Here is a 16,678-nt window from a genome sequence, read left to right on the forward strand (position 1 = left end):
CGAGGCGGGGTCAGCGGGTCGGGGTCGGGGTGACCGGGACCGGGTCACCGGCCTTCGGGTCCTGGATCACGTGCCGCTCCAGGCTCACCTGGGCCTGCCCGGTGCCGCCCACGGTGATGTCGTCGTACGCCTGGAGCAGTTTGTCCTTGTTGTCGAAGTAGAGCACGCTCATCGACAGCGGGGTCGGCTTCTCACCCTCCAGGCCGCGCAGCCCGGCGCCGCCGGTGGAGCCCTCCACCATGAGCTGGGTCGGCATCTGCCCCGGCTGCTGCGGCAGCTTGGAGACCTGCCGGGCGTGGGTGTGCCCGGCCAGCACCAGCGGGCAGGTGCCGGAGAGCGGGCCGGCCGACGCCGGGTCGTGCACCAGCGCGATGTTCACCGGCCGAGGCGAGCTGCGTACGGTGCTGGCGAGCTGCTCGCCGACGCCGATCACCTGCTCGGCCACCTGCTTGGTGAGCCCGCTGCCGGCCGGGGAGGTGTTCTTGTCCGGGGTGAACCGTGGGTCGCCGATGCCGGCGATGGTGAGCCCGGCGACCGTGGTGGTGGTGTTGTCCAGCACGATCGCGTTCGGCTGCCGGGCCACCGCCGCCGCGGTCCGGTTCGAGTCGTGATTACCCCGGATGAACACGTACGGCTTGCGCAGCAGCCCGATCGAGCCGACGAACGAGGCCTCCGGCTCACTGCCCCAGTCGGTGATGTCCCCGGTGTCGATCACCACGTCGATGTCGAACTGCTCGACCACCGTCCGGATCAGTTGCCAACCGGTCGGGTTGAGGTGCATGTCCGAGACGTGCAGCACCCGGGTGGTGTCCGGCGCGGGCTCGAGCACCGGCAGCGCCGACACGGTGGTGTAGAGCTGGCTGACGTTGCCGACCAACCGTTGGAGCTGCTCGGCGTAGCGGGTGTAGTCGTTGGCGATCCGCCGCGCGTCGCCGACGATCGCCGGCGCGTTGACCAGCAGCCCCTCGTACCGTGGCTCCTCGATCGCCTGCGGGCGCACGCTCGCCGCGGCCGCCCCCAGGCTGCCGACGGTGACCAGCAGCGACAACCCGCCCGCCCAGGCGGTGCGACGCACGTCGCGGAAGACCAACGCGGCCAGCAACAGGGTGGCCAGCACCGCGGCGCCGACGGTACGCAGCCCCAGCCGCATCACCCCGGAACGGACGTCCTCCACGGCGGACTGGCTGGCCCGTTGGATGCTCGCCGGGTCGTCGATCAGCGCCTCGGTACGCCCCTGGTCGAGCGCGCCGAGCCGGACGGTCAGCCGGGTCGGCCCGTCATGGCTGTTCAGCAGCAGCGCGCCCAGCGGCGGGACGTCGACGGTGGTGCCCCCGTCGGTGGTGGGGGTGAGGGTGAGAGTCGCCTGGAACGGTCCGATGTCGGTGTCCACCCGGCCCCCGCCGAGGACGCCGAGCACCACCCCGGTCACGGTGACCGCTGCCACCGCCAGCATGACCCCGGCCAGCCGCAGCGCGCGGAACCAGCCGGACCGGGGCTCGCCGCGACGCGCCGTCCAGCGGCGGCGACGGCCGGCCGCCGGGGACTCGCCGTCCCCGGTGGCGTGCTCCTCGTTCTGCTGCCCGTCCATGGTGAAATCCTGACCTGCCCGTAGAAGGATCTTGGCAAACCTGAGGACGGCCGTCCGGAAAGGTTCCGGCCCCGGGTCAGCTCCGTCCGGCACCGCCGTCGGCGAAGACCAGTCGGAGGATCCGGTCGTCCTCCGGCGCCGGGTCGCCCCGTCCGTCGTGGTTGGAGGTGGTCACCCAGAGCGACCCGTCCGGTGCGGCGGCCACCGCCCGCAGCCGCCCGTAGCGATTTGTCAGCAGCTCGCGCGGCTGGCCGAGCACCGTGCCCGTGTCGGTCAGCTCGACGACCCAGAGCCGCTTGCCGCGCAGACACCCGGTCACCAGCAGCCGGTCCACCGCGGCCAGACCGGCACAGGAGGCGTCGGAGTTCCGCCACTGGGTGATCGGGTTGACGAAGCGCCTGTCGTCGGAGCGGCCCTCCACCTGCGGCCACCCGTAGTTCTTACCCTTGACGATCTCGTTGATCTCGTCCCAGGTGTTCTGGCCGAACTCCACCGCGTACATCCGCTTGGCGGCGTCCCAGGCGAAGCCCTGCACGTTGCGGTGCCCCAGCGACCAGACCGGCGAGTTGGGGAACGGGTTGCCGGTTGCCGGCTTGCCGTCCGGGGTGATCCGCAGGATCTTGCCACCCAGGTTCTTGACGTCCTGGGCGCGCGGGCGGTCACCGGCGTCGCCGGTGCTCGCGTAGAGCTGGCCGTCCGGGCCGAAGCCCAACCCGCCGCCGTTGTGCACGCCCGCCTTCGGGATGCCGGTGACGATCGGGGTGGGCTCCTCGCCGAGCTGGAGCCGGACTATCCGGTTGTCCCGCTCGGTGGTGTAGTAGACGAAGAGCGTCCGGTCCCGCTGGTAGGCGGGGGAGACGGCGATGCCAAGCAGGCCGCCCTCGCCGGCCGCCGCCACGTCGGTGATGGTCTGCGCCACGCTGACCCGCAGGCCGTCCGGCCCGGACTCCGGGCCCACCTTCAGGATCCGGCCGCTGTCGCGTTCGGTGACCAGCGCGGCCCCGTCGGGCAGGAACCCGATGGCCCACGGCACCCGCAGCCCCTTGGCCAGCACAGTGGCCACCACCTGCTGACCGGCACCGCCCTGGCTCGGCGAGGTGGACGGGGTGGGGAAGTTCGGCGGCTCGCCCGCCGGATCGGGCTCCGGCTCGCCGAAGCTGCAACCGGTCGCGGCCAGCAGCAGCGCCGCGCACGACGCCGCCAGGGTCGCCCGGGTGCGGCGGATGCGAGGGTACGGGGGACGGGCGCTCACCCGGCCCAGGGTATCCCGCCGCACGGTCCGCGCGGGGCGGTCGACGACAGGAGTGGCCGGTGCGCCGCCTCAGCGTGCCCGGACGGTCAACAGCGCGACGTCGTCCTCGCCGCGGTGGGCCGTGCCGAGCAGCCGGTCGCAGAGTTCGTCGAGCGGCAGCCGGTCCGCCCCGGCGAGCCAGCCAATCAGCTCGACCAACCCCTCGTCGATCGGTCGGTCCCGCCGCTCGACCAGCCCGTCGGTGTAGAGCAGCAGGGTGTCACCGGCGGCCATGGCGGCCCGCCGGGTGGTCCGGCGGACCGGCCGGGCCAGCCCGAGCAGCGGTTCGGGCGACCCGGCGAGCACCTCCACCGCCCCGCCGGCGCGCACCAGCAGCGCCGGCGGGTGCCCCGCGTTGCACCAGGTGACCAGGTGACCGCCGGCGGGGTCGACGTGGAACCGGACCAGGGTCGCCGTGGCGGCGGTGTCCAGGCGCAAGCCGCGCATCGCGTCGTCCAGCTGGGTCATCAGCTCGCCGACCTCGTCCGGCCGGCCGTAGGCGTTGCCCCGGACCATGTTGCGCAGCTGGCCCATGGTGGCCGCCGCCTCGATGTCGTGCCCGGCCACGTCGCCGATCGCCGCGATCAGGTCGCCGTCGGGCTGGACGAACGCGTCGTACCAGTCGCCGCCCACCTCGACCCGGTCGGCCGCCGGTTGGTAGCGGGCCGTCAACTCCAGGCCCGGAATCTCCGGCAGCCGCGGCAGCATGCTGTGCTGCAGCACCTCGGCGACGTGCCGCTGCTCGCCGTACATCGAGCTGTTGCCGATGGCCTGCCCGGCCCGGCGCCCGACGTCCAGCGCGGTGAGCATGTCCCGGTCGTCGAACTGACGTCGGCGCGCGCCGTTGACCAGGGTGATCGCGCCGAGCACGGTGCCGCCGGCCGTGGTGATCGGCACGCTCAGGTGGGACGCGAAGCCGAGCCGGGCGGCGATCGCCGGCATCTCCGGGCCGATCGTGCCCCGCTCCACGTCGGCCAGGGTGGCCGCGCCGCCCAGCACCGGCTGGCCGGTGCGCAGCACCGCCCGGGTGATCGACTCCGGGGCCAGCCCGGTGCGCATCAGCTGGGCGAAGCGGTCCACGTCCGCCGCCAGCGACGGGTCGCGATGCACCGCGGCGACCTCCCGCGGCACCCCGGCCGGGCCGACCAGCGACACGAGGCACCAGTCGCCCAGCAGCGGCACCGTGGTCTCGGCGAGCCGGCGCAGGGCGGTGCCCACGTCGAGCGTGCCGCCCAGCGTCTCGCTCAGCCCGGCGAGCAGCTCCAGCCGCTCGTGCGCCTCCTCCGCCCGCCGCCGCGCCTCCTCGGCGCCGTCGAGCGCGATCCGCAGCCGCAACTCCGACGAGCAGGCCGCGGCCAGGTCGGCGAGGGTACGCAGCTGCGCCGCCGTCCACGACCGAGGCTTGCTGTCGATCGCGCAGAGCGAGCCGAGGACGTTGCCGGACAGGTCGGTCAGCGGCATCCCGGCGTACGCGACCACGCCGAGGTCGATGATCGCCAGGTTGTCCCGGACCCGGGGATGCAGCCGCGCGTCCGGCAGCACCATCGGCACCTCGATGTCGACCACGTGCTGGCAGAACGAGTGACTCAGCGGGGTCTGCCGCCGCCCGGCCCACGGCTCCGGCAACCCGACCGCCCCGGGAAAGAACTGGCGGTCGGTGGAGACCAGTGAGACCAGCGCCACCGGCACGTCGAGCAGGTCGCTCACCAGCCGGGCGAACCTGTCGAACGCCTCGTCCGGCGCCGCGTCCAGCCCGGTGTCCGCCAGCGCCCGCAGCCGGGCCGGGTCGGCGAGCGCCGAGGGCGGGGCGGCGGCACGCGGGGCGGCGTGCGCGGCGGAGCGGTCGATCATGGTGCACCTGTCTGGGAGTGGACGGAGGCCGGCGGGCGCTGCGGCTTCTCGTTATACCCCGCCGGACCGACTGCCGATGCCTGCCAATTCCTCCCCCGCTCGTGCCGGCACCTGACGGCGGGGAGATGCGCTGCCAGGCCCCCGCCGACGGGGGCTATCGTCGTCGGGCGTGAAGGTATGGATTCCGCATGAGGCCGGCCTGGCGCTCCTCGGTGAGCTGCCCCCGGAGGTCACGGTCGAGGTCGTCGAGCATCCCGAGAAGCTCCCGTCTGAGGTGGCCGGCGTCCGGTTCTGGGTACCGCCGTTCCTCGCCGGTTCGGACGCCGGCGCGCTGCTGAAGGAGCTGCCCGACCTCGCGGTGGTGCAGCTGCTCTCCGCGGGCGCGGACACCTGGGTCGGCCGGATGCCGGACGGGGTCACGCTCTGCGACGCCCGCGGTGTGCACGACCCGTCCACCGCCGAGTGGGTGGTCACGGCGATCCTCGCCCAGCTGCGGGCGTTCCCCGCCTTCGCCCGGGCGCAGGCCCGCCGGGAGTGGGCGTTCGGTGCGGTGGCCCCGACCGACGAGCTGACCGGCAAGCGGGTGCTGATCGTCGGCGCCGGCTCGATCGGCGGCGCGGTACGCGACCGCCTCGCGCCGTTCGACGTGAGCTTCACCCTGGTCGCCCGGACGGCCCGGCCCGAGCAGGGCGTGCACGGCGTCGAGGAGCTGCCGCGGCTGCTGCCGGAGGCGGACGTGGTGGTGGTGCTGGTGCCGCTCACCGAGCAGACCCGTGGGCTGATCGACGCGGCGTTCCTCGCCGCGATGCCGGACGGCGCGCTGCTGGTCAACGCCGCCCGGGGGCCGGTGGCCCGGACCGAGGCGCTGGTCGCCGAACTCGGCACCGGGCGGATCTCCGCCGCGCTGGACGTCACCGATCCGGAGCCGCTGCCCGCCGACCACCCGTTGTGGGACATGCCCAACGTGCTGCTCACCCCACACGTCGCCGGCTCGGTGCGCGGTCTGCTGCCGCGGGCCTACCGGCTGGTCGGGGATCAGGTGCGGCGGTTCGCGGCCGGGCAGCCGCTGATCAACGCGGTGGTGGACGGCTACTGACTCGCCTCGGCCGCGCCGGGCAGCGTCTGGCCGGTGGCCGAGACGAGCCGGGGCAGGTCGGTCCCGCGTACCGCCGGCAGGACGACCTGCTGCCCGTCGTCGAGCCGGGCCACGGCCCGCCCGCGCGGGTCGGTGGCCAGCTCGACGACCCGGTCCCAGGTGATCCGGCGCTGCCCGGTGAGCGCCCGCAGGCGCAGTTCGCGGGGATCGGCGTCGGTGCCCGCCCGCCAGGCCCAGACCCCGACGGCCAGCGGGACGAGCAGCACCGGCAGCAGGTAGGCCCGGGCGTTGGCCAGCGGCAGGGCGCCGATGAAGGCGATGATCGCCGCGGCCAGGATCGCCTGGTTGTACCGGAAGCGGACGGTGTCGGGCTTACTCACCCTGCGATGATCCCACCCCGGCCCGGACGGCCGCGCGTCGGGCGGCGTCCGGCGTCCGGTCGCGCCGCGGAGTGGCCAGGGTCACTTATCCGGCGCGGGGCGTCGCCGTAACCCATCCCCTCGCCCATCGTTCACGATGGTTGGGCACCGGACCCGCCCCCGACCCGATCCGTCCGACGCCCGCGCACCGCCGCACCGCCCCAGTGCCCCCTCACGAAGGCGACCGCCGTGCCCCTCGCCGCCACGTTCCGTGCCCACCTGCCCCGCCGGATGGCGCCGGAGACCGCCGCGCTCGCGGCGGTCGCGCTGCTCGTCCTCGCCGCCGCGGCCGGCCTGCTACCGGCCGTGGCCGTGGTCACGCTCGCGGTCGGCGCCGGCGCCACCCTCGCCGGCGTACGGCTCTCCCGGCTCGCCGCCCGGCCACCCGTCGACGCTCACCGCGACGCCGGGGCCGAGCCCCGGGCAGTTGCCACCCGGGCCGCCCGGCGAGCCTGGTCCTCGGCCCGCTCGGCCGCCCTGCTGCTCGACGTCGCCGTGGTCGCCGCCGGGCTCACCGCCGCCCTGTTGCCGCTGATCGAGCGGGGCCGGCCGGCCGCGGCCGGATCCGGAGCGGCCGTGATGGCGGGATTCGCCGTCCTCGGACTGCGCCGGCTGCCCGGTCCACCGCGACCGCCCGGTCGGGTCCGGTTGCGCCGGCTCGCCGACGCGGTCGGCCCGGCCATCGGGCTGGCCCTCGCCGGCTGGCTGGTGCTGCCCAGCTCCGCCGGGCCGCTCCCGGCCCGGCTGGCGGCCGTGCTGCTGCTCGGGGTGCTCGGCATGGCCGCGCTCACCGCGCTGACCGGCCCGCACCGCCGGCCCGGGGCGGCCACCTGCCGGGGTGGCGTGGCGCTGATCCTGTTCGGGCTGGTGCTGCTGGCGGTCCTGCCCGCCGGGCCGGCCGCGGGCCGGTGGACGCTGCTGGCCCTGCCGCCGCTGGTGGTCGGGATGCTGCTCGCCGCGGCCGGCGCGCGGCGTGCCGTCGCGATCGAGCCGGCGGCGGCCCGCCCGGCGCCGCGCTGGCCGCGGGCGGTGGTCCCGGCGGTGGCGCTGCTGCTGGCCGCCGGCTGGCATGTCGACTCGGCCCTGCTGCCGGACCGCGTCACCGTTCTGCTCGCCCTGGCGGCGGTGCCGCCGTTGGTGCTCCGCGAACTGCTGCGCGAGGCCGATTCCGGCGGGGGCGCCCACTCGGCCGACCGCCGGAACGCGCGCCGACACCCGCCGGTGGAGGCGTCCGGACCAGCAGCCGGGCTGTCGGCAGCCGGCCGGGAAGCCGGCCCGCCCGCCGTCACCGTGTCGGAGCCGACGGCGGCGCCCGCGGCGGCCGGGCTGGCCGGCCGGTCGGCGCTGCTGCGCGCCCTCGCCCCGCTGAGCCAGGCCGCACCGCCGGCCGGGGCGCTGCTGGTGGTGGACCTGCACGTCCCCGGCGCCGACGGCGTCGCACCGGCGCTCCGCGAGGACGTGCTGGCCGAGGTGGTCCACCGGGCCCGCGCGGTGGTCGGCCGCGGCGACCTGCTCGCCGGAATGGGCGGCGCCGGGTTCGCGGTGGTCACCACGGTCGGGCCGGTACTGGCGTACGCGCTCGGCACCCGCCTGCTGGCCGCGTTGACCCAGCCCTACCAGGTCGCCGGGGCGGTGCTGCGGGTGCAGGCGAGCATCGGGCTGGCCGAGGTCACCGGCGGCGGCCCGGACGACGTGCTGCGCCAGGCCGACCTGGCCCGGCGGCGGGCGGTCCAGCTCGGCCGGGACCGGGTCGAGTGGTACGACGCGTTCCTGGAGGAGCAGCTGGTCCGCCGGCTCGACCTGGAGCGGGAACTGCCCGGGGCGGTCGCCCGGGGCGAACTGGACCTGGTCTACCAGCCGGTGCTCGGGCTGGCCGACCGGCTGCCGGTCGGCACCGAGGCGTTGCTGCGCTGGCGCAGCCCGGTGCTCGGCACGGTGCTCCCCGCCGAGCTGCTGCCGGTGGCCGAGGACCTGGACATCGTCGGTGAGCTGGAGTGGTGGGTGTTGGACCGGGCCTGCCGCCAACTGGCCGAGTGGTCGGCGGAGAGCCGGCAGCTCTGGATGGCGGTCAACGTGACCACCGGCGAGTTGACCACGCCCGACTTCGTGCAGCGCATGGCCGCGATCCTCGCCGCCTACGGGGTGCCGGCCGATCGGCTGGTGGTGGAGGTGGCCGAGCCGCGGGTCGGCGACGAGTTGCCCACCGTGGTCGCGCGGCTGGCCGGGCTGCGTTCGCTCGGCGTCCGCACCGCGCTCGACGACTTCCGCGCCGAGCACGCCTCACTGGCGCAGCTGCGCCGGCTCCCGATCGACCTGCTGAAGGTCGGTGCCAGCCTGGTCGACGGGGCGCCGGGCGCCCAGCGCCCGCTGATCGACGTGGTGGTCAGCGTGGGCGACCGGCTCGGCGTCGAGGTGGTGGCGGAGGCGTTGGAGTCACCCGCCCAGGTCGAGGGCGCGTACCGGGCGGGCTGCCGGTACGGGCAGGGCTTCGCGCTGGCCCGGCCCGCCACCGCCGAGCGGGTCGAGGCGTACTTCGAGGAGTTTCCCTCCGCGTCGCGCTGACCCCTCGGCTGGTGGCGGTCGGTTCGATCGGGCGGTCAGGCCCGGGCGGCGGCGAGCACCTTCCCGATCAGCTCGCCGGAGGTGCCGGAGCGCTCGTACTCGGAGCGGTTCAGGCTGCCGCCCATCAACGGCGCGGGGTTCCGGTGCACGGCCGGGCTGTCCGAGGTGACCAGCGCCGCGAAGTGGTACTCCCGTGCGCCGGTGGCCTCGACGATGCGGGCGATGTTGCGCGGGGTGATGCCACCACCCGGCATGACGATGATGCGCTCACCGGCGCGGCGGACCAGCTCGGCGATGAGCGGCGCCCCCTCCAACACGCTCACCTCCTGGCCCGAGGTCAGCACCCGGCTGACGCCCAGGTCGATAAGCTGTTCCAGGGCCTGGAACGGGTCACGGACCATGTCGAACGCCCGGTGGAAGGTGATGCTGGCGTCGCCGGCGGCCTCGATCAGCCGGCGGGCGACGTCGACGTCGACGTCGCCCTCTGCGGTCAGCGCGCCGATCACCACGCCGTGCGCGCCGGCCGCCACCGCCGCCCGCACGTCGCGCACCATCGCCTCGACCTCGTGCTCGGAGAAGATGAAGTCACCGGCCCGCGGCCGGATGATGACGTGCACCCGGATCCGGTCCACGCTGCGCAGGGCGACCTCTATGGTGCCGATGCTCGGGGTCAGCCCGCCCTCGAAGAGCGCGGAGCAGAGCTCCACCCGATCGGCGCCGGCCGCCTCCGCGGCGATCGCCCCCTCGACGCTGTCGATGCAGATCTCGAAGTTCGTCATCAGTCTTCCCTTTCCGTGCGGGGAGTTCCCGCGGTCCAATCGATGGCGGCGTCGACGGCGCCCACCGGCTCACCGCCGCCGAGCACCGGCACCCGGCGCAGCTCCGGGGCGCCGTCGACGGCCGCGCCGGCGGCCGTCAACGCGGCGAGCGCGATCGAGGAGGTGGCCCGAGGGCTGCCGTCGATCACCTTCACCGCGACCGCGTACCCGTCGGGAGTCGCCACCCCCAGCACGCCCTCGGCGCCGCCCTTGGCGAGCACCCCGGGTAGCGCCCGCATGAGGTCGGTGTTCGGATGGCCGTGCCAGCCGCCGACGTGTTCCGGGTGGTGGCGCATCGCCTCGGCCACCCGCGCCTCGTCGCTGCCGGGCCGCGCCGTGGCCAGCGCCTGGAAGGTACGGGCCAGGCCGGTGAGCGGCAGGCCGAACAGCGGCGCGCCGCAGCCGTCGACCGCGACGGCGGTGACCGGGGTGCCGGCCAGCCGGGCGACGCTGGCGGCGATCTCCCGTTGCAGCGGGTGCGCCGGGTCGAGGTAGTCCCGTGTCGACCAGCCCCGCGCGACGGCGGCGACCAGCATGGCGGCGTGCTTGCCCGAGCAGTTCATCCGGATCCGGCTGCGCTGCTCGCCGGCCCGGATCAGACGCTCCCGCGTCGCCTCGTCCTCCGGCCAGTCGACCGGGCAGCCCAGCGCCGCCTCGGTCAGCCCGGCGGCGGCCAGCAGCCCCCGTACCACCGCCACGTGCCGGTCGTCGCCGGTGTGGCTGCCGGCGGCGATGGCCAGTGCGGGGCCGGCGAGCGACGCGGCGGCCGGCGACGCGGGATCGGCGGCCGTCGCGGCCGTCAGACAGGCCAGCGCCTGCACCGGCTTGAGGGTGGAGCGCGGCAGCACCGGTTCGTCGGGTACGCCGGCGCGCAGCGCGACGGCACCGGACGGGTCGAGTACCACCACGCTGCCGTAGTGCCGGCTCTCCACGAAGCCGTTGCGGGTCACCCGCGCCAGTTCCGCGTACCGGGCAGTGGTCATCGGGCGGTTCCTCCTTGGGTGAGCGGCGGCGTGGCCGGACCGGGCGCCGCGGACCGGCTGCGAGCGGTGAGCCGCCCGTTGCGGGCCTGCAGTACGCGGGCGAGCTTCGACAGCGAGGCGTTGACCACCAGGTAGATCAGCGCCACCACCAGGAACGTCTGGATCAGCAGGTGGGTGTAGGAGGCGAGCACCTGACCGCTGTAGAGCAACTCGGTGTAGCCGACCACGAAGCCGAGCGAGGTGTCCTTGAGCAGCCCGACCAGCTGACTGACCAGGGACGGGGTCAGCCGGAGCAGGGCCTGTGGCAGCACGATCAGCCGCATCACCTGCCCCCGGCGCAGCCCGATCGCGAGGCCCGCCTCGGTCTGGCCCCGGTCCAGCGCCTTGATGCCGGCCCGGAAGATCTCGGCGAAGGCGGCCGAGTTGGAGACGACGAGCGGCACCACGAGCTTCCAGAACAGCGGGAAGTTCAGGCCGTACCTGGGCAGCGCGAAGAGCGTCACGTAGACCAGGAGCAGCACGGGTACGGTCCGGAAGACCTCCACGTACGCGCCCGCCAGCCACCGCAGCGGCCGTCGTGCCGACAGTCGGCCGAGCGCGAGCACCAGCCCCAGCGCGGCGCTGAGGACGGCGGTCGCCGCGGCGGCGAGCAGCGTCGACCAGAGCGCGTTGAGCAGGTATCGCCAGATCGGCCAGGTGGTGAAGGGCTGCCACCGCTCCGCGGCGAGTTCGCCGTAGCTGGCGAACCGGTGGATCGCCCAGGCGAGCCCGCCGAGGAGGACGAGCGCGCCCAGCACGGTGGCGATCCGGATCCGGCGTTGAGCTCGCGGGCCCGGCGCGTCGAAGAGGATCTGCTGGTTCGGGTTCATCGCACGATCGCCCACCTTCGCTCCAGCGTCGCGGTGACCCGACCGATCAGCAGCGCCAGCAACATGTAGGCGAGACCGGCGCCGGTGAAGACGGCGATCGGCTGGGCCTCGACGAGGTTGACGTTGTTGGCGGCCTGGGTCAGCTCGACCACCCCGACCGCGGCGGCGAGCGAGGTGTTCATCAGCAGCGCGATGTAGATGTTGCCCATCGGCTGGATCACCGCGCGCAGTCCCTGCGGCAGGATCACGTACCGCAGGGACTGGCTGAAGGTGAGCCCGATGGCGCGCGCCGCCTCGGCCTGCCCCACCCCGACCGTGTTGATCCCGGCTCGGATCGCCTCGGCCAGGTACGCCCCCTCGTAGGCGGCGATCACGATGGCCGCCGAGGTGAACAGGGGGAAGGTGATGCCGATCGTCGGCAGGGCGAAGACGAAGAGCACCAGCAGGGCCAGCAGCGGCAGGTTCTGGAGGACCTCGACGTAGACCATGCCGACGCCGCGCAGCAGCGGTACCGGGCAGACCCGCAGGGTCGCCACGACGACGCCGAGCAGCAGCGCGCCGATGGTGGTCACGACGGTCAGGTGGACCGTCGTGACCAGCCCGTGGCCGAGTTCGTCGAGGTGACCGGTGAGGGCTTCCATGGTGGGGGAGTGATCCTCAGGAACCCTCGACGGACCCGATCGCCGGCGGGGTGGGCGTGCCGCCCTCCACCACCGAGCCGAGCGTGCTCTGCCAGACCTTCGACCAGGTGCCGTCGGCCTGGATCTTCCGCAGCCAGTTGTTGACGAACTCCTTGAACTGGGTGTCCTCCTTCGTGAGGCCGATCCCGTACGCCTCGGTGGTGAAGGGGTCGCCGACCACCTTCATTCCCGGGTTCGTCTTGGCGTTCGAGGCGAGCAGCGTGAAGTCCTGCACGTACGCGTCGCCGCGCTTCTGCAGCAGCGCCTGCACCGCCTGAGGGTCGGTGGCGAAGGCGACCTGCTTGGAGCCGGGGGCGGCGCTCGGCAGCGCGGTGACCGCCGGGGTGTTGGCGCCGACGATGACGGTCTTGCCGGCCAGGTCCTTGACGCCCTTGATGCCCGTCTCGTCCTTGCGCACGGCGACCGCCAGCCCGGAGGTCAGGTACGGCCCGGCGAAGGCGACCTGGGTGGCCCGCTGCGGGGTGATCGTGTAGGTCTGGAAGACCGCGTCCACCGACTTCGCCTGGAGCATCGCCTCCCGGGTCTGGGTGCCGATGGTCACCGTCTTCACCTCGGGCTTACCGATGATGTACTTGGCCAGCAGCTTGGCCATGTCGGCGTCGAAGCCCTCGATGTCGCCGCTGACCGGGTTCTGCTGGGACAGCAGCGGGGCGTCGAGGGAGCCGCCGACGTTCAGGTAGCCGCGCTTGCGGATCATGTCCATGGTGGAGCCGGCCGGGATGTCGGCGTCCGACGCCACCGGTGCGGCGTCGAAGACGGACTGGGCCACCTTCTGGCCGTCCGCCTGTCCCGGCAGTGCCGGGGCGGATCCGCCGTCGCCGCAGCCGGCGGCGGCGAGCGCGACGGTCACGGCCGCGGCGGCGATCGTCAACGCGCGGCGGCGTGTGACGTTCGTGGAGCGAATCGACATGGCACCCTCCTCGGGGGTCAGTGCTGGAGGATCTTGGAAAGGAAGTCGCGCGCCCGGTCGGTGCGTGGGGCGGCGAAGAACGCGTCGGGGCTGCCGGACTCGACGATCCGGCCGTCGTCCATGAAGACGACCCGGTCCGCGGCGCGGCGGGCGAAGCCCATCTCGTGGGTCACCACGATCATGGTCATCCCCTCGGCAGCCAGGGAGACCATCACGTCCAGGACCTCGTTGACCATCTCCGGGTCGAGGGCCGACGTCGGCTCGTCGAAGAGCAGCACCTTGGGCCGCATGGCGAGGGCGCGGGCGATCGCCGCGCGCTGCTGCTGGCCGCCGGAGAGCTGCGCGGGGTAGTGGTCGGCCTTGTCAGCGATGCCGACCCGGTCGAGCAGGGCGAGGGCCCGCTCACGCGCCGTGGCCTTCGGCGTCCGGCGGACCCGCACCGGGCCGAGCGTGACGTTCTCCAGCACGGTGCGGTGGCCGAACAGGTTGAAGGACTGGAAGACCATGCCGACGTCGGCACGGAGCCGGGCCAGTTTCCGCCCCTCGGCGGGCAGCGGCTCACCGTCGATCTCGACGCTGCCGGCGTCGGCGACGGCCAACCGGTTGAGGCAGCGGCAGAGGGTCGACTTGCCGGATCCGGACGGGCCGACGACGACCACCACCTCGCCGGCGGCCACCGTGAGGTCGATCTCCTTGAGCACGTGCAGCGGGCCGAACCACTTCTGCAGGCCGTGGACGGCCACCATCGGCCGATCCGGCCGGGTGGGCCCGGTCCGGTCCGCGAGATCCGGTGCCGCCGTCGGTGCCATCGCTCGCCCCGCTTCCTGCAACTGTCGAACAAAGATCTGCGCTTTTCGAATCAACGGTGCCATCTAATGCGAGGGTCAAAACCAAGTCAACCGCTTGCTAGAACAAAGCTCGGATGCTAAGAACCTGGCGTGACGATCGACGACGCCGCGCGGGACAGCCCGCGGGGCGGCCCGCGCGAGCTGCTCCGGTTGGTGTCCAGCGGAGCGGCGGTCAGCCGGGCGGATCTCGCCCGGCTCTCCGGGCTGTCGCCGTCCACCGTCTCCCTGCGGGTCGAGGCGCTGATCAGCGAAGGTCTGCTCGAGGAGACCGGCGACGGGAAGTCCCGGGGCGGGCGCCGTCCCCGCCAGCTCGCGGTGCCCACCGGCGACGCACTGGTCGGCGCGATCGACCTGGGCGCGCAACACGCCCGCCTCGGCACCCTCGACCTCACCGGGCGGGTCGTCGAGGTCCGGTCCCGGCCGATCCGCATCGAAGACGGGCCGGAGGCCGTCCTCGGCGCGCTGCTCGACGAGGTCGCCGCGTTGGCGCCCCGGCCCGTCGCTCCGGTATCCGGCCAGCGGGGCGCAGCCACCGCCGGCGGGCTGCGCGGCATCGGCATCGGCATCCCCGGCCCGGTGCACTTCGACACCGGCCGGATCGTCAGCCCCTCCCGGATGCCCGGCTGGAACGGCTTCGACGTGCGCGCCTTCTGTGCCGAGCGGACCGAGGTGCCGGTCGTCGTCGACAACGACGCCAACCTGATGGCGCTCGGCGAGCACCGGTCCACCCATCCCGAGCTCGACCACGCCGTCTACGTCAAGGCCGGCACCGGCATCGGCGCCGGTGTCATCTCCGGTCGGCGACTGCACCGGGGCGCCCAGGGCTCCGCCGGGGACATCAGCCACTGTCGGGTGGTCGCCGATCCGGGGCCGCTGTGCAGCTGCGGCAACACCGGCTGCCTGGAGGCGGTGGCCAGCGGGGCCGCCCTGGTCGCCGCGCTGCGCGAGCAGGGCGTACCGGTCGAGAACCTGAGCGGCGTGATGCGGCTGATCGACGACGGCGACCGGCACGCCACCGCGCTGGCCCGCCGGGCCGGACGATCGATCGGCGAGATCCTCGCGGTGGTGGTCAACTTCTTCAACCCGCAGGTGGTCGCGATCGGCGGTCGGCTGGCCGAGTGTGAGCCCCTGCTGGCCAGCATGCGGGCCACCCTCTACGAGCGCTGCCTGCCGCTGGCCACCCAGGCGTTGCTCATCGAGCGGGTCGTCGCCGGCCCGGACGTCGGCATCATGGGCGCCGCGCAGCTGGTCATCGATCGGATCGTCGACCCCGGCTGACCGGGATCATCCGGTCCACGCCGGACGGTGGTGCGGATCAGCCGGGCAGGGCTCCCAGCCCGGCCAGCAGCTCCAGCCGCTCCTGCGGCGAGAGCACCGCGTAGACCGGCTCGTCACGGCGGTTCGTCTCGTCCTCGATGGCCCGCCGCTGGGGCCCGTCCGGCAGCGCGCGAACGCCGTCGACCGTCAACCCGGCCGCCCGCCACGCGGCCCGGTGCGCGTCGGCTCGGTGATGGCGCAGCGCGCCGAGCCGGGAGGTCAGCCGCAGCGCCGGGGAGGCGTCCGCCGGCTCGTACACCGGGGCCATGGCCCGGAACGCAGGCCCTGAGCCGACGATCCCCGGCGTCAGCAGCCGGCCGACCAGCTCGGCCAGCCGCGGCACCACGGCGAGGCCGGGCAGCAGGTCCGGCGCGGCGGCCCACCGCTCCTCGGCGGTCTCGGCGACCATCCGCTGCACCGCCAGGGCCAGCTCGCGCCCGAGCGCGGTCAGCCGCCACGCGCCGTCGGCGTCGACCTCGGCGACCCCCTGCTCGAGCTCGTCGGTCATGTCGCCGCTCGTGTAGACCAGCGCGTCGGCGAGCGCGTCGGCCGGCATGGGTCGGGCGAGCAGCCCGAAGTTGAAGCTGCTCTCGAAGCCGGGTCGCAGGCCGCGCCCGGCGTAGTACGCCTGCACCCTCGGCCGGGCGGCCGCCCGCACTCCGACGTGCACCCGGTCGATGACCGGCCGGATCAGTCCCGCGTAGCTCATGATCGCCTCCCTGGCCTGACAAGGTACCGGTGCCCGAGCGAGGGCCTGCCAAGATCGGGACCAACGCCCGAGGCCCCGACGGCCGAACCCCGGATCACCCCGGCACGGCGCAGCACCGGAGGAGAATCAATGATCGCGGACCACGTTCGTGACGCGTCGGCCACGGCCTTCGTCTTCGGCTTCTTCGCGTCCAGTTGGTTCGGCTGGGCGCAGGAGGCGCCGCCGCGCAGCTGGCGGACGCTGCTCGCCGTCGGATCGGTTCTCTCGCTGCTCACGGCGGCGGCCGGTGGAGTTCTCGCCGGGCGGCACTGGTCGGACGGCACGGCCTTCGACGCCGACACCAGTCGCACCTTCGGCCTCGTCGTGGGCGTCGAGTTCGGTCTCGCCGTGCTCGGGGCCGGCCTGCTCGCCCTGCGCCGCCGCAAGGACCTGATCCCGGTCTGGGTCGCGCTCGTGGTGGGGCTGCACCTGTTCCCGGTCGCGGCGCTGCTCGACTATCCGCTGATCCACCTGGTCGCGGCCCTGGTGACGGCGGTGGCGCTGGCGGCCGTGCCGGTGGCCCGGGCCCGTGCCGTCACGGTGAGCGCGGTGGTCGGGCTGGGCGCCGGCGCCGTGCTGCTGGTCGCCGCGCTGGCGTCGCTCGCCGTCGCCCTGTTCGGGTACTGAGGCGGCCTCGGGCCCCTGCCGCCCATGGACTCGGCGACAGGGGCCTCGCG

15 protein-coding genes are annotated in these 16,678 nt (G+C 74.3%); 4 read left to right on the plus strand and 11 right to left on the minus strand.

The genetic code is table 11. From position 1 onward, the window contains the following. Positions 1-10: 10 nt before the first annotated feature. The 3 genes from AB0C04_RS12710 to AB0C04_RS12720 all read right to left on the minus strand — a co-directional run bounded on the left by AB0C04_RS12710 (position 11) and on the right by AB0C04_RS12720 (position 4,730). Complete coding sequence (locus tag AB0C04_RS12710; RefSeq protein ID WP_357052553.1) at positions 11-1,588, minus strand: metallophosphoesterase; 1,578 nt, start codon at positions 1,586-1,588, stop codon at positions 11-13. A 76-nt stretch (positions 1,589-1,664) separates the two neighbouring features. Further along, complete coding sequence (locus AB0C04_RS12715) at positions 1,665-2,840, minus strand: PQQ-dependent sugar dehydrogenase (RefSeq protein WP_357052556.1); 1,176 nt, start codon at positions 2,838-2,840, stop codon at positions 1,665-1,667. Positions 2,841-2,909: 69 nt separating this feature from the next. Next, complete coding sequence (locus tag AB0C04_RS12720; RefSeq protein ID WP_357052559.1) at positions 2,910-4,730, minus strand: SpoIIE family protein phosphatase; 1,821 nt, start codon at positions 4,728-4,730, stop codon at positions 2,910-2,912. A 169-nt stretch (positions 4,731-4,899) separates the two neighbouring features. Here AB0C04_RS12720 and AB0C04_RS12725 point away from each other — a divergent pair, with 169 nt between their 5' ends. Then, on the plus strand, positions 4,900-5,826 hold the full coding sequence (locus tag AB0C04_RS12725) for a 2-hydroxyacid dehydrogenase (protein WP_357052562.1): 927 nt from the start codon (positions 4,900-4,902) through the stop codon (positions 5,824-5,826). Here AB0C04_RS12725 and AB0C04_RS12730 read toward each other — a convergent pair. After that, positions 5,820-6,206: a PH domain-containing protein gene (locus AB0C04_RS12730; RefSeq protein WP_357052565.1), complete on the minus strand. Its 387-nt coding sequence runs from the start codon at positions 6,204-6,206 to the stop codon at positions 5,820-5,822. The two genes, AB0C04_RS12725 and AB0C04_RS12730, sit on opposite strands and share 7 nt — an antisense overlap. 228 nt (positions 6,207-6,434) lie before the next feature. Between AB0C04_RS12730 and AB0C04_RS12735 the strand changes: the two genes are divergently transcribed. After that, complete coding sequence (locus AB0C04_RS12735) at positions 6,435-8,807, plus strand: bifunctional diguanylate cyclase/phosphodiesterase (RefSeq protein ID WP_357052568.1); 2,373 nt, start codon at positions 6,435-6,437, stop codon at positions 8,805-8,807. Between the two features lie 35 nt (positions 8,808-8,842). On the opposite strand, the gene AB0C04_RS12740 is transcribed toward AB0C04_RS12735, so the two are convergent. Genes AB0C04_RS12740 through AB0C04_RS12765 form a run of 6 tightly spaced genes read right to left on the minus strand, consistent with a single transcriptional unit; the run spans position 8,843 to position 13,834 of the window. Next, the gene (locus AB0C04_RS12740) at positions 8,843-9,586 is read right to left on the minus strand and encodes a copper homeostasis protein CutC (RefSeq protein ID WP_357052571.1); all 744 of its coding nucleotides are present in this window, start codon (positions 9,584-9,586) and stop codon (positions 8,843-8,845) included. After that, on the minus strand, positions 9,586-10,608 hold the full coding sequence (locus tag AB0C04_RS12745; protein ID WP_357052574.1) for an asparaginase: 1,023 nt from the start codon (positions 10,606-10,608) through the stop codon (positions 9,586-9,588). The genes AB0C04_RS12740 and AB0C04_RS12745 overlap by 1 nt, the downstream gene beginning before the upstream one ends. Next, a complete protein-coding gene (locus tag AB0C04_RS12750) occupies positions 10,605-11,492 on the minus strand; it encodes an amino acid ABC transporter permease (RefSeq protein ID WP_357052577.1) in 888 nt (295 codons plus the stop codon). The genes AB0C04_RS12745 and AB0C04_RS12750 overlap by 4 nt, the downstream gene beginning before the upstream one ends. After that, positions 11,474-12,118, minus strand: a complete 645-nt coding sequence (locus AB0C04_RS12755) for an amino acid ABC transporter permease (RefSeq protein WP_357052580.1) — start codon at positions 12,116-12,118, stop codon at positions 11,474-11,476. Before AB0C04_RS12755 ends, AB0C04_RS12750 begins: the two co-directional genes overlap by 19 nt. Before the next feature lie 16 nt (positions 12,119-12,134). Continuing rightward, positions 12,135-13,088, minus strand: coding sequence for a glutamate ABC transporter substrate-binding protein (locus AB0C04_RS12760; RefSeq protein WP_357052583.1), 954 nt, complete (start codon positions 13,086-13,088; stop codon positions 12,135-12,137). 17 nt (positions 13,089-13,105) lie between these two features. Beyond that, positions 13,106-13,834: an amino acid ABC transporter ATP-binding protein gene (locus AB0C04_RS12765; RefSeq protein WP_357052586.1), complete on the minus strand. Its 729-nt coding sequence runs from the start codon at positions 13,832-13,834 to the stop codon at positions 13,106-13,108. Positions 13,835-14,026: 192 nt separating this feature from the next. Between AB0C04_RS12765 and AB0C04_RS12770 the strand changes: the two genes are divergently transcribed. Beyond that, positions 14,027-15,214, plus strand: coding sequence for an ROK family transcriptional regulator (locus tag AB0C04_RS12770; RefSeq protein ID WP_357052589.1), 1,188 nt, complete (start codon positions 14,027-14,029; stop codon positions 15,212-15,214). A 37-nt stretch (positions 15,215-15,251) separates the two neighbouring features. Here AB0C04_RS12770 and AB0C04_RS12775 read toward each other — a convergent pair whose 3' ends face one another. Continuing rightward, positions 15,252-15,962 (minus strand): hypothetical protein, encoded by a 711-nt coding sequence (locus tag AB0C04_RS12775; RefSeq protein WP_357052591.1) that lies wholly within the window; start codon positions 15,960-15,962, stop codon positions 15,252-15,254. 129 nt (positions 15,963-16,091) lie between these two features. Here AB0C04_RS12775 and AB0C04_RS12780 point away from each other — a divergent pair, with 129 nt between their 5' ends. Next, positions 16,092-16,628: a hypothetical protein gene (locus AB0C04_RS12780; protein WP_357052595.1), complete on the plus strand. Its 537-nt coding sequence runs from the start codon at positions 16,092-16,094 to the stop codon at positions 16,626-16,628. The last annotated feature ends 50 nt before the right edge of the window (positions 16,629-16,678 follow it).

This window comes from Micromonospora sp. NPDC048909 (assembly GCF_040649635.1).
GTDB lineage: Bacteria > Actinomycetota > Actinomycetes > Mycobacteriales > Micromonosporaceae > Micromonospora.

Excerpts from the sequence above, each read along its gene's own strand:
- AB0C04_RS12710 (WP_357052553.1), bottom strand. The coding sequence starts at position 1,588 with ATGGACGGGCAGCAGAACGAGGAGCACGCCACCGGGGACGGCGAGTCC.
- AB0C04_RS12720 (WP_357052559.1), bottom strand. The coding sequence starts at position 4,730 with ATGATCGACCGCTCCGCCGCGCACGCCGCCCCGCGTGCCGCCGCCCCG.
- AB0C04_RS12740 (WP_357052571.1), bottom strand. The coding sequence starts at position 9,586 with ATGACGAACTTCGAGATCTGCATCGACAGCGTCGAGGGGGCGATCGCC.
- AB0C04_RS12745 (WP_357052574.1), bottom strand. The coding sequence starts at position 10,608 with ATGACCACTGCCCGGTACGCGGAACTGGCGCGGGTGACCCGCAACGGC.
- AB0C04_RS12755 (WP_357052580.1), bottom strand. The coding sequence starts at position 12,118 with ATGGAAGCCCTCACCGGTCACCTCGACGAACTCGGCCACGGGCTGGTC.
- AB0C04_RS12760 (WP_357052583.1), bottom strand. The coding sequence starts at position 13,088 with ATGTCGATTCGCTCCACGAACGTCACACGCCGCCGCGCGTTGACGATC.
- AB0C04_RS12765 (WP_357052586.1), bottom strand. The coding sequence starts at position 13,834 with ATGGTGGCCGTCCACGGCCTGCAGAAGTGGTTCGGCCCGCTGCACGTG.
- AB0C04_RS12775 (WP_357052591.1), bottom strand. The coding sequence starts at position 15,962 with ATGAGCTACGCGGGACTGATCCGGCCGGTCATCGACCGGGTGCACGTC.
- AB0C04_RS12780 (WP_357052595.1), top strand. The coding sequence starts at position 16,092 with ATGATCGCGGACCACGTTCGTGACGCGTCGGCCACGGCCTTCGTCTTC.